The organism is Streptococcus sp. 9.1(2021), assembly GCF_030466425.1.
GTDB lineage: Bacteria > Bacillota > Bacilli > Lactobacillales > Streptococcaceae > Streptococcus > Streptococcus wuxiensis.
This window is the reverse complement of the sequence record NZ_JAGQFU010000001.1, coordinates 106,170-120,872: the sequence shown is the minus strand read 5'-3', so window position 1 is coordinate 120,872 and position 14,703 is coordinate 106,170. Positions and strand designations below refer to the sequence as shown.

General features: G+C 39.5%; 12 protein-coding genes. 5 read left to right on the top strand and 7 right to left on the bottom strand.

Features of this window, described 5'->3' with window-relative positions; genetic code table 11:
• Positions 1–402: 402 nt before the first annotated feature.
• Positions 403–672 carry a 30S ribosomal protein S15 gene (gene rpsO / locus KBU52_RS00620; RefSeq protein ID WP_001018251.1) on the bottom strand — a complete coding sequence of 90 codons (270 nt, stop codon included), beginning with the start codon at positions 670–672 and terminating at the stop codon, positions 403–405.
• A 205-nt stretch (positions 673–877) separates the two neighbouring features.
• Between rpsO and KBU52_RS00615 the strand changes: the two genes are divergently transcribed.
• The 3 genes from KBU52_RS00615 to thrS all read left to right on the top strand — a co-directional run bounded on the left by KBU52_RS00615 (position 878) and on the right by thrS (position 3,979).
• Positions 878–1,252, top strand: coding sequence for a hypothetical protein (locus tag KBU52_RS00615; RefSeq protein ID WP_254723973.1), 375 nt, complete (start codon positions 878–880; stop codon positions 1,250–1,252).
• A gap of 303 nt (positions 1,253–1,555) precedes the next feature.
• Positions 1,556–1,948: a hypothetical protein gene (locus KBU52_RS00610; protein ID WP_254723972.1), complete on the top strand. Its 393-nt coding sequence runs from the start codon at positions 1,556–1,558 to the stop codon at positions 1,946–1,948.
• Positions 1,949–2,035: 87 nt separating this feature from the next.
• Positions 2,036–3,979 (top strand): threonine--tRNA ligase, encoded by a 1,944-nt coding sequence (thrS, locus tag KBU52_RS00605; RefSeq protein ID WP_254723971.1) that lies wholly within the window; start codon positions 2,036–2,038, stop codon positions 3,977–3,979.
• A 210-nt stretch (positions 3,980–4,189) separates the two neighbouring features.
• Here the strand turns inward: thrS and KBU52_RS00600 are convergent, their stop codons facing one another.
• From KBU52_RS00600 to KBU52_RS00580, 5 genes are all read right to left on the bottom strand, one after another.
• A complete protein-coding gene (locus KBU52_RS00600) occupies positions 4,190–5,239 on the bottom strand; it encodes a DUF389 domain-containing protein (protein ID WP_254723970.1) in 1,050 nt (349 codons plus the stop codon).
• Positions 5,240–5,924: 685 nt separating this feature from the next.
• Complete coding sequence (locus tag KBU52_RS00595) at positions 5,925–7,916, bottom strand: ABC transporter permease (protein WP_004251233.1); 1,992 nt, start codon at positions 7,914–7,916, stop codon at positions 5,925–5,927.
• Between the two features lies 1 nt (position 7,917).
• A complete protein-coding gene (locus KBU52_RS00590) occupies positions 7,918–8,676 on the bottom strand; it encodes an ABC transporter ATP-binding protein (RefSeq protein ID WP_006152604.1) in 759 nt (252 codons plus the stop codon).
• 433 nt (positions 8,677–9,109) lie between these two features.
• Complete coding sequence (locus KBU52_RS00585) at positions 9,110–10,084, bottom strand: sensor histidine kinase (protein ID WP_254723969.1); 975 nt, start codon at positions 10,082–10,084, stop codon at positions 9,110–9,112.
• Positions 10,077–10,754, bottom strand: coding sequence for a response regulator transcription factor (locus tag KBU52_RS00580; protein WP_000548968.1), 678 nt, complete (start codon positions 10,752–10,754; stop codon positions 10,077–10,079). Before KBU52_RS00580 ends, KBU52_RS00585 begins: the two co-directional genes overlap by 8 nt.
• 95 nt (positions 10,755–10,849) lie before the next feature.
• On the opposite strand from KBU52_RS00580, the gene KBU52_RS00575 reads away from it, so the two are divergent.
• Positions 10,850–11,926, top strand: a complete 1,077-nt coding sequence (locus KBU52_RS00575; protein WP_223333176.1) for a DUF2974 domain-containing protein — start codon at positions 10,850–10,852, stop codon at positions 11,924–11,926.
• Between the two features lie 104 nt (positions 11,927–12,030).
• A complete protein-coding gene (locus KBU52_RS00570; protein ID WP_254723968.1) occupies positions 12,031–12,660 on the top strand; it encodes an MBL fold metallo-hydrolase in 630 nt (209 codons plus the stop codon).
• 38 nt (positions 12,661–12,698) lie between these two features.
• On the opposite strand, the gene KBU52_RS00565 is transcribed toward KBU52_RS00570, so the two are convergent.
• Complete coding sequence (locus KBU52_RS00565; protein WP_254723967.1) at positions 12,699–14,591, bottom strand: M13 family metallopeptidase; 1,893 nt, start codon at positions 14,589–14,591, stop codon at positions 12,699–12,701.
• Between the last annotated feature and the right edge of the window lie 112 nt (positions 14,592–14,703).

The window sequence follows — 14,703 nt, the reverse complement described above, 5'->3', positions numbered from 1 at the left end:
CAAAAATTAAAAATTTAGACAATTTTAATAAACAGTATACCACATTTCTAAATCATGAGCAAGACTAGAAAAATGCACACAAAAAGGTCCTCTGAAGTCAGAGAGTTCATTTGAACTCAGGATAAAATCCTAGTGAAACAAAAAATCTCCGCTAAGGGAGATCATTCTGATTTATTTTAGCTTACAGTGCTAGGAACCATAATCGAAGATTATACTTGAGTATATCGAGGTAAGGTGACAAAAATAAAAAGCTACTCAACTAGAGTAGCCTTATTTCAAGATATTCTCAATTGAACACGGCCTAAGCACTTGGCAAAAAAGATAAAATATCCTAGAAACTGAAGTTTCTTCGTCAATTTTCCTATTTTTGCTTTGTGCTTTTGACGGCCTTTGTATCTTGAATTAACGACGAAGTCCAAGAGAGTTGATCAACTCACGGTAACGGTTAACGTCGTTTTTACGCAAGTATGCAAGCAAGTTACGACGGCGACCGATTTTCTTCATCAATCCACGGTAAGTAGCGTGGTCTTTTTTGTGTTGTTTGATGTGTTCGTTAAGGTGGTTGATTTCCCAAGTAAGGACAGCAACTTGAACCTCTACTGAACCTGTATCACCTTCGTGACGTGCATATTGTGCAATGATTTCATTTTTTTTCTCTTTTGAGATTGCCATGATGTTTCTCCTTTTTATTTGGCTTCATCCGAGTGACAGGTTGGCATGCCTGTAACCAAGAAGAAGTTATTTGTCTTTACGACATTTCCTATTCTACCAATAACTAAGTTCTTTGTCAACTGATTTACTATTCTTACCGCAAAAGTGCTATAATAGTTATAGGAAGGATATCTAAGTAGACATCTTGAAAAGAGAGGTGATTACCATGCGTAAATTCTCGCAATATCTCCCCTACTATCTGGTCGTATTTTTCTTTTATTGGCCACTTTATGAGCTGTTATTATGGACTATTACTGAAAACTATATCTTGAAGGAGCTCACCATCGGCAACGTTATTATCTTCTCTCCACTGGTGACTTTCATAGTATCACTATTCTACTCTTATCGTTTCAAGTTCTCAGTTTGGTGGTTAATTGGAGTTGGCTTGCTCTTTTGCTTTACCATCATTACTTTCGGAGAATTTATCCTTCTCTACTTCCTAGCCTATGAAATCTTTGCCCTCGCGGGTATGGCTGTCGGTGCCGCTATTAAGAATCTAGTGCAAAAACTGAAAAACAAAAAACTTTCACAAAATCCTTGAAAAATCTCACAATCATGCTATAATAATGCATAGAGACAAGTCACTTAGCCCCTTTCTACCAGAGAGTGCGTGGTTGCTGAGAACGCATAGGAAAACTAAACTGATACTACTCTACTGACTTTTATGCAAACATAAAACGGTGGCCACGTTAGAGCCAATCAGAGGTGTCCCTCTTTTTTGAGGAACATAAATGAAGGTGGAACCACGTTGCGACGTCCTTTTTAGGATGTCGCTTTTTGTTTGGAGAACTATTATTACTGGCTTAGGATAGAATATAAACATAAATTGAATATGGAGGTTGATATGAAGAAAGTATTGCCCTGGGTAATTTCCTGTACCTTCCTTATAGTTTATGTGTGGCTAATGAAAACTCTCAGTCTATGGGGCTTGGAGTACATTGTTGTCTTTTCATTTTTTGCATTTGTTCCTCTTATACCATTTCTTGCTCCTTTTCTCGGTATCTTAATGTTTTTCAACAACAAGAAACTCGTTATAACGGGATATCTTTTAAGTCTTACTACTGGTATTTACTTGGTCAATGCTCTCAGAAGCTATCCGATAAGGATATACATGAGTGGTGAAATGACTGATGAGCAATATTTGTCTTTAATCCTTTCCTTGGTAAGTTATTTACTTATTTCTACAGTTTGTTTTATTTGTAGAATGAAAATGTTAAAGCATCATTCAGTTAGATAAACAAATATAATTGTTCTTTATAACTAACCCATCTCTATTTCTTCAAACCTCTATTTTAAAATACGATAAATTTTTAAGGAGAAAATCATGATTCAAATTACTTTCCCAGATGGCGCTGTTCGTGAATTCGAATCTGGCGTTACTACTTTTGAAATTGCCCAATCAATCAGCAATTCCCTAGCTAAAAAAGCTCTTGCTGGTAAATTTAACGGCAAACTCATCGACACTACTCGTGCTATCACTGAAGATGGAAGCATCGAAATCGTGACACCTGATCACGAAGACGCTCTTGACATCTTGCGTCACTCAGCTGCCCACTTGTTTGCCCAAGCAGCTCGTCGCCTTTTCCCAGACATTCACTTGGGTGTTGGTCCAGCCATCGAAGATGGTTTCTACTACGATACTGATAACCAAGCTGGTCAAATCTCTAACGAAGACCTTCCTCGTATCGAAGAAGAAATGCAAAAAATCGTTAAAGAAAACTTCCCATCTATTCGTGAAGAAGTAACAAAAGATGAAGCCCGTGAAATCTTCAAAAACGACCCTTACAAGTTGGAATTGATCGAGGAACACTCAGAAGACGAGGGTGGCTTGACCATCTACCGTCAAGGTGAGTATGTAGACCTTTGCCGTGGCCCACACGTCCCATCAACAGGCCGCATCCAAATCTTCCACCTTCTCCATGTAGCTGGTGCTTACTGGCGTGGAAATAGCGACAATGCGATGATGCAACGGATCTATGGTACAGCTTGGTTTGACAAGAAAGACTTGAAAAACTACCTTCAAATGCGTGAAGAAGCTAAGGAACGTGACCACCGTAAACTTGGTAAAGAGCTTGATTTGTTCATGATTTCTCAAGAGGTTGGTCAAGGTCTACCATTCTGGTTGCCAAATGGTGCCACTATCCGTCGTGAATTGGAACGCTACATCGTCGACAAGGAAATCGCTGCTGGTTACCAACACGTCTACACTCCACCAATTGCCTCAGTAGAACTTTACAAGACTTCTGGTCACTGGGATCACTACCGTGAAGATATGTTCCCAACTATGGATATGGGTGATGGGGAAGAATTCGTTCTTCGTCCAATGAACTGTCCTCACCATATCGAAGTCTTTAAACACCACGTTCACTCTTACCGTGAATTGCCAATCCGTATTGCTGAAATCGGTATGATGCACCGCTATGAAAAATCTGGTGCTCTCACAGGGCTTCAACGTGTACGTGAAATGTCATTAAATGATGGCCATACTTTCGTAACACCTGAACAAATCAAAGATGAGTTCCAACGTACGCTTCAATTGATTATCGATGTTTACGAAGATTTCAACTTGACTGACTATCGTTTCCGTTTGTCATACCGCGACCCTAAAGATACTCACAAATATTTTGATAATGATGAAATGTGGGAAAATGCTCAACGTATGTTGAAATCAGCTATGGATGACATGGGACTTGACTACTTTGAAGCTGAAGGCGAAGCAGCCTTCTACGGACCAAAATTGGATATCCAAGTTAAGACAGCTCTTGGAAAAGAAGAAACCCTCTCTACGATCCAGCTTGACTTCTTGCTTCCAGAACGCTTTGACCTTAAATACATCGGAGCTGATGGTGAAGAACATCGCCCAGTTATGATCCACCGTGGGGTTATCTCAACCATGGAACGCTTTACAGCTATCTTGATTGAGAACTACAAGGGAGCCTTCCCAACATGGCTTGCACCACACCAAGTAACCCTTATCCCAGTTTCTAACGAAAAACACGTAGACTACGCTTGGGAGGTAGCGAAGAAACTACGTGATCGTGGTGTCCGTGCTGATGTGGATGAACGTAATGAGAAAATGCAATTCAAGATCCGTGCTTCACAAACTAGCAAGATTCCTTACCAATTGATCGTTGGTGACAAGGAAATGGAAGATGGAACTGTCAACGTTCGTCGCTATGGACAAAAAGAAACAAACACTGTGTCAGTAGATGAGTTTGTAGCAACTATCCTAGCTGATATCGCCAACAAATCTCGTGTTGAGAAATAAAACGATCACAGTCTGAGAAACATTTTTCAGTAAGAAAAAGCAACAACTATTTCAGTTGTTGCTTTTCTATTTTGTTTCACCTGAGTTAATAGTGATTGGCCAAACCACCACAAATAGTATCCTCATCAACAATCCTTTCTATCCATTAACTTTTGGATATAGGATATCCTCCCAAGATTTGCTTCCATGAGTTAGATAAGTTGACTATCCTCAGTCCTTGTCTGCCTCAATTTCTTTTACGATGTCATCTTGTGAATCTTTTTCAGAGAGTTTTTGATCGATATACTTGTTAATAGTTTCGTAAAATTCCTTAATCGTCTCACTATCTAATTTTGCCGAATTGTTGAATTGCTTGACTTTCAATTGAACAGATTGAATACCGTAAGAGGCTTGTTTTTGGCGAATGGTTTCTAATTCTTCTTCTGAAATCGGACCTCCAACAACCGTCAAGACCAATTCATTATTACTTGACTTGTAGACTTGATTAATGACCGTATGATTGGCGAACTCATTTTCTACAAACTGTTTGATCCCTTCTTTTCGAGCTTGATCCATCGTCAGAGTGACTGCTGAATAGCTGGCTGGAAGAACCAATAATATAATCAAGGATATCAACCCAATTTTCATTTTAATGTTTAGCTCATTAAATGAACTTAAGGGAGATTTTCTAATCAAAAATCTTGTTCCAACAATGTTGATTAGCATGATAAAGACACAGTTGATCAAGAAAAGATAAAGAGCCCCAAATAAAAATCGTACATTTCCATTAGCTAAACCATATCCTGCAGTGCAGATAGGTGGCATCAGAGCTGTTGCGATGGCTACTCCTGGTACGATATTGTTTGCTTCTTTTTTCCTTGAACCAATGAAACCTGCTATCCCACCCGCGATAGCAATGAGAACATCCCAAATGGTTGGAGAGGTTCGTGCAATCAACTCGCTACTTGCATAAGATAAGGGAGAAATCCAGAAATACAGAGTCGATACAAGCAAACTGACCAATACTTGAGTAAATAAAACCTGTAGAGATTGCTTGATTAAACGTGTATCAAAAATAGCTAAACCAAACCCCAGTCCAACAATCGGTGTCATAAGAGGGGAAATCAGCATGGCTCCAATAACGACTGCTGTTGAATTCATATTTAGACCTATAGAGGCAATAAAAATCGAACACATCAAAATCACTGTATCTCTTAATCGAACATGAAGGTCATCATATAGTTTCTCGCGGAGTTCACGTGTTGAATAGTTTCCAGTCATTGATTACTCCTTTTATTTCATATAATCTTGTTTCTGCATGGATGATGGTAGAGAGACTTCTGTCCAATCTTACATATTTTTAATTCTCACCTGTCATTCTTTTGAAAATTATCCTTTATACTCAATGAAAATCAAAGAGCAAACTAGGAAGCTAGCCGCAGGCTGTACTTGAGTACGGTAAGGCGACGCTGACGTGGTTTGAATTTGATTTTCGAAGAGTATTAAATATCCATCAGTCCATCCTTGATATTATATCAAAAATTTTACAGTCTTTCTCTGAAGAAATCAATTAATTTAAAAGATAAAGAAAGGAAGAAATTTTTGTATCCTTATCCGTTGAAGAAGAAAAACGATATCTCCTCTGAAAGTAGATACCGTTTTAATGTTTAAACATGATGAGTTTGTAGCAGCAATCCTAGCTGATATCGCCAACAAATCACGTGTTGTGAAATAAGAGATAAAACCTTATACAAAATCCCAGCTCTAGAAAAGAGGCTGGGACAAAAGTCCTAGCCTCTCAATTGTCTTTGGATTGTCGAGCAAGACGCAGTGGTTGAGTGGGCTCTACTACGCTGATTTCATCAGCTTTTACAGCCCTACTCAACTGTGCGGAGGTGGGACGACGAAATCGAATTCTAACGAATTAACGATTTCTGTCCCACTCTCTTTTTTGATGTTTCTGTTTTTACATTTGAACAATTTTGCGATAGCTTCTTGAAGTAATCATAAAGATTAGGACATAGACTAAAGCAAAGATACCACAAATGGAAAGAGTTACGCTTAACATCATGGCTGAATCAACAACACCAACGACCTTGAGAATCAGGCTCAACATGTGATAAGCAAAAGCCAGATGAAGGAAGGCAAAGGCCAGAGGTAGGAAGAAAACAGTCAAGACCTGCTTGTTAATGGTTTGCTTGATTTGTTTTTGATCCAAACCAACCTTTTGCAGAATGACAAAGCGTTCACGGTCTTCATAACCTTCTGAAATTTGTTTATAGTAGATAACGAGTACAGTACCTACCATAAAGATGATAGAGAGAAAAATACCGATAAAGAGGACTCCACCAAAGAGAGCGTTCATTTCGACAGTTGACTCACTCGCAATGTTTGCACCGTAAACCATACCATTCTCGTTCTTGAGATTGTGACTGAAATTATTCACATACGCATCGAAATCATCAGATAGCTTTAACTGTTCCTCTTTACTTGCTGTCACATCCATTCCACCATATAGCTGAGTGTATATAGCAGAATCCTGGTATTTATCTAAAAAGTCCTGCAAATTTGAGACAACAAGGTAGTTATAATCTGAGATCAAAAGTACATACTGGTTAGCAACATGGTCTCTGAGGAAATCTTGCTGGATTGCTTCCTTGATAGTATAGTTCTGATTGTTAAGACTGAATGCTTTTTGACCTTTAAGGCCATCGTTCTTAGCGAATAGTCCCACCTCATTATTCGTAAGGTTCAGCTTTTGTCCAGTCATTTTTTCATAATCTTTTTGATCAAAAACCAGGAAGACTGTCTTAGGCATGACATTGTTTTGCCCTTTTTCAAAGGCGGTTAATTTTGTCCCGTCTTGACTAGAAAGGCCGAAACTTGCATAGCTAAGAACATCCTTAGTGCTGATTGTTAGGTTCTTTTCCTTGGCATACTGAGTTAAAAGTTGGTCTAAATCCTCAACTTCTACATTTTGTCCTGAAATTGACATATCGTGAGGATACAGGAGTTTTTTAATATTTTCAGAACCATTGTAGATACTGGTTGCTGCCGACATGGTGACCAAAACCATGGTGGAAAGGATGGCGATAGTCGCTAAACCAACCGCATTTTTCTTCATACGGAAAATGAGGTTAGAAACAGAGATGAGATTGTTAGGTTTGTAGTAATATTTCTTGTTTTTCTTGAGCATTTTCAAGAAAACTGTAATCCCAGCATTGAACAAGAGATAGGTTCCTAAAATGACCAGTATTACAGCTAAAAAGAAGGTAGAAATAGCTAATAGAGCATTTGTTACGCTTTGAGCTAGATAATAGCCACTACCTAAAGAGAGTAGTCCCAAGATTGTCTGAAACACTAGGAAACGGCCCTTCTTCTCACCTTTTGCTTTCTCACGAGATAGTTGGAGAGCATCCATACGGATAATGCGGATAGCATTTAGGAAGACAATGACTAAAAAGATAAAACCAAATACCAGAAGGATGGAAAGGACTACGGACCATTGGAAGGTTGCGACTAGCTCCACCTTCATCTTTGAAAGTTTAAGTAGTAAAGCGAAAATCAGATTATCAAAGAGGGCACCAATTCCAATACCAGCAGTGACTGTTACTAACCCAAATATCAAGAGTTCCTTAAAGGTCATACTAATCAGATGACGCTTCTCCAAGCCCAACATACCATATATACCCAGTTCTTTGGAACGATTTTTCATGACAAAACTGTTGGCATAAAGGACGATAATGGCAGATGCAAGTGTTACTACGATGAGACCTAGTTGTAGGGTAAATTGAATAGAAGATCCACCCCGCATTTCTACCATTTTAGGATTAAAAGTTAATGAATAAAATAGGTAGCTGATAGTAACTGCAAGGAGAACTGCTAGTGCAAAAGGATAATAGAGTTTGCGGTTTTTGATTAAGTTGGAAATGGCCAACTTATTGGTTAATCGAAACATACTAGTTCACCTCACTTGCCATAACAGTCAAGGTGTCAGAGATTTCTTGGAACATCTGACGATCCGTCTTTTCACCACGGTAGATTTGATTATAGAGAATACCGTCCTTGATGAAAAGAACACGTTTTGCACGGCTAGCCGCAGCTGTCGAGTGGGTTACCATGAGAATGGTTTGTCCTTGTTCATTGATTTGATCAAAGATATCAAGGAGGGCTGCAGACGATTTAGAATCTAGAGCACCTGTTGGCTCGTCCGCAAGAAGAATTTCTGGTTCTGTGATGATAGCCCGTGCAACTGCTACCCTTTGTTTTTGCCCTCCAGAGATTTCATAAGGGTACTTCTCCTGCAATTGATTGATGCCAAGATTTTCAGCCGTTACGACCAATTTTTTCATCATTTCTGTAATAGGCTTTCTAGACAATACCAAAGGGAGTAAGATATTGTCTTTAACAGAAAGCGTATCTAACAAATTGAAGTCTTGGAAGACAAAGCCTAACTTTTCACGACGGAAGCTTGATGCTTCAGAATTTTTAATGGTAGCTGTGTCAGTTCCATTTAGGAAGACCTGGCCACGCGTTGGCTTGTCAAGCATAGCAAGAATATTGAGTAGAGTAGATTTACCAGATCCAGACTCACCCATAATAGCAACGTAGTCGCCTTTTTCAACGGTAAAGTGAATATCTTTCAGGGCTTCTACTTGGTTGCCTTGAAAGCGAGTTTTATAAATCTTTTGAACGTGTTTTACATCTAATAGTGTCATTTTAACTTCTCCTTTTTAATATCCCATTAATTGAAACTGAGCTTGCATCATTTCGATGCCGATTTGAACTCGCTCGATATCCTTTGGACTCGGCTTACTTGTATGTTTCTTTTGTAAAATTGTTTTCATGGTTCCTCTCCTTTTTCTTTATGCTCTAAGTTTACTCCAAAAAAAGAGGACTTGCCATAACATAACCTTACAAAAGAGGCCTTTAATCTTACATTTTTGTAAGATTAAACTATTTTATACTCAATGAAAATCAAAGAGCAAACTAGGAAGCTAGCCGCAGGCTGTACTTGAGTACGGCAAGGCGAAGCTGACGTGGTTTGAATTTGATTTTCGAAGAGTATTATCTAATTGGAGCCTTTTTCTCACCATATCAAGGTCTAAAGAAGAGCTTGAAAGGTTTCTTCCAAGCTCTTCACAATTCTTTTCATTCAATCAGTAAATTCACTTCAGAGAACTTAATCCTCACCGTTGTTCCTTGCCCAAGCTCGGATTCTATTTGAATCTGATGTCCTAATTCTTGGCTGATTTTCTGGGTTAGATAGAGCCCAAGTCCAGATGACTGCTGGGTCATTCGACCATTATATCCTGAAAATCCACGTTCAAAGACTCGCAACCGATCACTGTTTTTGATACCAATCCCAGTATCTTTGATACAAAGGTCTGAACCATCCATGTAGATTTCAACCCCACCTTCATTTGTGTACTTGAGGCTATTTGACAGGATTTGTTCAATGACTACCAACAGCCATTTTTTATCCGTCACAATCCTTCTGTCCAAGTCATGCAGATTAATACTTAGATCTTTCTGGATAAAGAAAATAGCATATTTGCGAATGACTTCCTTGACCAGATCTTCTATATTTTCTTTCTTCAACACCAAATCGTCATGGAAGCTTTCTAAGCGTAGATATTGGAGTACGAGATTGGTATAGGAATCAATCTTAAAAATTTCCTGCTCCAACTGTTGTTTCAGTTGGCGATCTGCCACCTCGCTTACAAGGAGTTTACTAGCTGCAATTGGTGTTTTTATCTGATGAACCCAGAGTGTATAGTAGTCCACCAAATCATTATAGCGGTTTTCAGCATCTGATTTCTTTTGATAGAGTTCAGATTCGCTTTTCTCTAATTTTTCAGTTAGAAGGACTTCCATTGGTGACTTAGCTTTTCTTTCGCCATAGAGCAATTCCTTACGATAACGTTGCAATTCTATCAAGAAATCAAATACTAAAAACAAAAGTGTCAAAAATGTAGATAGAAAGAAGAAATAGTTAAAGTATGGCCCTTGCTTATCAAACAAGATTTCAAAGAGAAAAAGCAAACCTGTAAGCGATAGAATAAAAGCAAAAAAACGGCTACGCGAACGGATATAAGCTAGAAAAAAACTTTTAAGTTCAAGCATGTTTCAATCCATACCCTATCCCTTTCTTGGTTTCGATAAAACCAATCAAACCTTCTTCCTCCAGTTTCTTGCGCAAGCGAGCGACATTAACAGATAAGGTATTGTCATCGATAAAAAAGTCACTGTTCCAGAGTTCCCGCATCAAATCATCACGCGCTACGATATTTCCTGCATGTTCAAATAAAACTCGTAAAATCTGAAATTCATTCTTGGTTAGGCTGATAGCTTTGCCATTGACATGAACATCCATAGACTTGGTATTGAGGATAACTCCTGCATACTCTAGGAGACTCTCATCTCGTCCAAATTCATAAGAGCGGCGCAATAATCCTTGTACCTTAGCTAAAAGGACCTGCTGGTCAAAAGGCTTGGTCACAAAATCGTCAGCTCCCATATTAATAGCCATCACGATGTCCATAGCCTGGTCTCTTGAAGACAGAAACATAATAGGAACTTTGGAAATCTTGCGAATTTCCTGACACCAATGATAACCATTAAAGAGAGGCAAGCCGATATCCATGAGAACCAGATGAGGCTCAGACTGAACAAATAGCGTCAGAACTTCCATAAAGTCTTCTACCATGACTACTTCAAAACCCCATTCGGAGAGCATTTTCCCAACTTGCTGACGGATTACTGGATCATCTTCTACTAGTAAAATCTTATGCATCTGCTCCTCCTTTTTTAATATTATAGCAAAATTCTCCTGACTACTAGCAAAATTGATGTAAATCTGATATGATAAAAGTTAAGAAAGGAATTCTCATGGCCAATATTTTTGACTATCTAACTGATGTTCAATACGATTCTTTTTATGATATCCCATTAAATGAACTGGATGTACTTGCTCTGACTGAGCTGACTTATCTGTCTTTTGATAACTTACTAGACGAATCAGATAATCGCTTACTAGATGTCGCAACACGTGTTCCTCGTGACATTAACGTGTTGACTAATAAAGAACGTCTGCAACTCTTAGATCAACTCTCCACACACAAGCGTTTTAAAAATAGCAAGCTCTCTAACTTTGTCAACGATATTGATGAAGAACTCCAAAAGCAATTCGCTGCTATGACCTATCGTCTGAACCTAGATACCTATCTGATTGTCTTTCGTGGCACAGACGACAGTATTATTGGTTGGAAAGAAGATTTCCATATGACCTATATGAAGGAAATTCCAGCTCAAAAACATGCTCTCCAGTATTTACAGGACTTTTTTGCTCAACATCCTAACCAAAAGGTGGTCCTAGCAGGACACTCAAAAGGGGGCAATTTAGCTGTCTATGCTGCCAGTCAACTCGACCCACTTTTACAAAAAAACATTGTCGCCGTCTATACTTTTGATGCGCCTGGACTTCACAAGGAACTGACCGAAACAGCTGGCTATCAAAACATGATGGAAAGAACAAAAGTATTTGTCCCACAAGGTTCTATCATCGGGATGATGCTGGAAATCCCTGATAAGAAAATCGTCGTTCGAAGCACTGCTTTAGGCGGTCTTGCCCAGCATGACACCTTTAGTTGGCAGGTTGAAGACAAACACTTTGTCCAACTAGAGGAAATTAGTAGCGAAAGTCTCCAAATCAAAGACACTCTTAAAGAATGGGTGGACAGTGTGCCCGATGAAGAACTAGAGCTCTACTTTGATCTCTTTTTCGGAACCATCCTAGAATCTGGAATCACTTCCATCAATGATTTATCTTCTAGAAATGCTATCGACCATGTTCGACAACTTGTTTCTCAAGCCCAGACACTGGAGCCCGAGCAAGTTGAAATCTTAAAAAATCTGACACAACTCCTACTGGATGCACGTTTCCAAGCCTGGAAAAATCATTTTTAAAAAGTTAAAAGTCCCTTCCTTTATGGAGGGACTTTCTTGTTGATTCCTTATTTTATTCTTCTGTGTTATACTAGAAACTGTAAATCTATGAAAGAGGAAATCCTATGAAAATCCATAAAACTGTGAATCCTGTCGCCTATGAAAATACTTATTATCTTGAAGGGGAGCAACACCTGATTGTAGTCGATCCTGGTAGCCATTGGGAGGCCATTCGCAAGACTATCGAAACCATCAACAAACCGGTCTGTGCCATTCTTCTGACCCACACTCACTACGACCATATTATGAGTCTTGACTTGGTCAGAGATACTTATGGAAATCCTCCAGTCTATGTGGCAGAAAGTGAAGCTTCTTGGCTCTATACTCCTGTTGACAACCTTTCAGGTCTCCCTCGACATGACGATATGGCAGATGTCATCTGCAAACCAGCTGAAGACACTTATGTCTTTCATGAAGAATACCAGATTGAAGAATTCCGCTTTACAGTCTTACCAACGCCAGGCCACTCTATCGGTGGAGTTTCATTGGTTTTCCCAGATGGACACTTGGTCTTAACGGGAGATGCCCTTTTCCGAGAAACCATTGGTCGGACAGATTTGCCAACTGGTAGTATGGAACAACTCCTTCATAGTGTCCAAACCCAGCTCTTCACCCTTCCAAACTACGATGTCTATCCAGGGCACGGACCTGCTACTACCATCGCTCACGAAAAAACTTTCAATCCATTTTTCTAAAACATAAAAACCAAGGACAATCATCCTTGGTTTTTTGATTACCAAATAATCACACGGTCTTCTGGTGAACGCCACATTCCGTCGCCTTCTTTGACATCATAGGTTGTAAAGAAGTCATCGAAGTTTGGCACTTGGACATTGACACGAAGTTTAGCTGGTGCGTGTACGTCAACACTAGCCATGAGTTTCATCAACTCTGGGCGGCCTTTCATACGCCAGATACGAGCAAAGTTATGGAAGAACTCTTCAGCTGAGAAATCTGGTTCTCTCTTAGCAGCTTCAAGCGCTGCAGCGATTCCTCCAAGGTCGGCAACATTTTCGGATACAGTTAATTTCCCATTGATTTTTGCACCGTAAGATTCTTGGCCATCAAACTGGTCGATAACCTTCTGTGTTTTTTCTTTAAAGGCTACGTAGTCGCTCTCTGTCCACCAATCCTTGAGACTTCCATTTTCATCAAAGGAAGCTCCATTAGTATCAAATGCGTGAGAAATTTCATGGGCAATAACCGCTCCGATACCACCATAGTTGGCAGAAGATGACTGATGCAAGTCATAGAATGGAGCCTGTAAGATAGCAGCTGGGAAGACAATCAAGTTCTTTTGTGGATTGTAGTAGGCATTGACCATATGAGCAGGCATTCCCCACTCCTTGTAGTCAACCGGCTGATTCCACTTGCTCCAACTGTGCTTGATTTCTACACGCGCAAAGGCTAGGGCATTCTCAAAGAGGCTAGCAGATTCATCCACTACCTTGTCCTTATAGCGGTCTGGCAGTTCTTCTGGGTAACCAATATAAGGTTTGATAACATTGAGTTTGACGATAGCTTTTTCTCGTGTTTCAGGTGTCAGCCAGTCATTCTTAGCCAAACGTTCCTTATAAACATCAATCATGGTTGCCACTTTTTTCTCTACATCCGCCTTGGCTTCTGGAGAGAATTTTTCATGTGCATACCAAAGACCGAGCGCTTGTTTGAATGGTCCTTGAGCTAAGTGGTAAGCAGCCTTGCGCTTGTCTTGGGCTTCTGGAACTCCTGAAAGGGCACGGCCATAAGCACCTGACAAAATACGGATTTCGTCTGTTAGATAACTAGTTGAAAGATTGACCACACTCAAGATCAAGCTTGCTTTGAGCAAAGGCCAAGCTTCTTCACTATAGAATTGCTCTGCTGCTTGCCAGAAACGTTCTTCATCTACGATAATCTTGTCTGGTGTTTGTCCAATCACCGCTTGGAAAAAATCATCTAAAGGAAGTGCAGGAGCAAACTTTTTGAAATCTTCATAAGAGTATGGATGGTAAAGTTTAGCATATTCTGAACTCTCTTCGTTTGAAAGTACGACTCCTGCGATACGGCGGTCCAACTCCAATCGTTTCTCTAAAAGATCTTCGATTTCTTCATCTGAGAAGTTATAGGCTTTGAGGAGATTAGAAGTACTTTCTTTCCAAAGGTTCAATAATTCCTCACGCTGAGGATGGTCTTCCGCATAGTAGGTTGTATCAGGTAAAATAGTTCCTGGTGCACTAGCCCAGAGAACATTGGTTCTAGCATCCATAAATTCTGGTGATACTCCAAATGGAAGGAGGTTTGGTTTACCAGCTAATTCAAAAGCTGCTAGTTTACTTGCAAAATCCGCAAAACTTTCTAAATTCTGGTATTCCTTCAATAAAGGAAGGACTGGCTCAATTCCATCTGCTTCTCGCTTGTCGAAATCTCTCACCATGCTGTGGTACTTGACAAAGTTTGCTAAGATGGCATCTTCTGGCACATCTTCTCCTGCCAACCATTTGTCCGTCGTCGTTAGCATCAACTCTTCAATTTCTTCGTCAAGGTCGATAAAACCACCTGTTCTCGATTTATCTGCTGGAATAACAGCAGTCTTTTCCCACTCACCATTTATAGCATCATAAAAATCATCTTGATATCGTGTCATCTTGTTCTCGCTTTCATTTTTCACTTATTCTTAGCTTAGCAAAAATCCCTGGGGAATGCAATTAAAAATGCCGTCTCTTACTGATCGATTTCATCATTAATATTTTAAATTT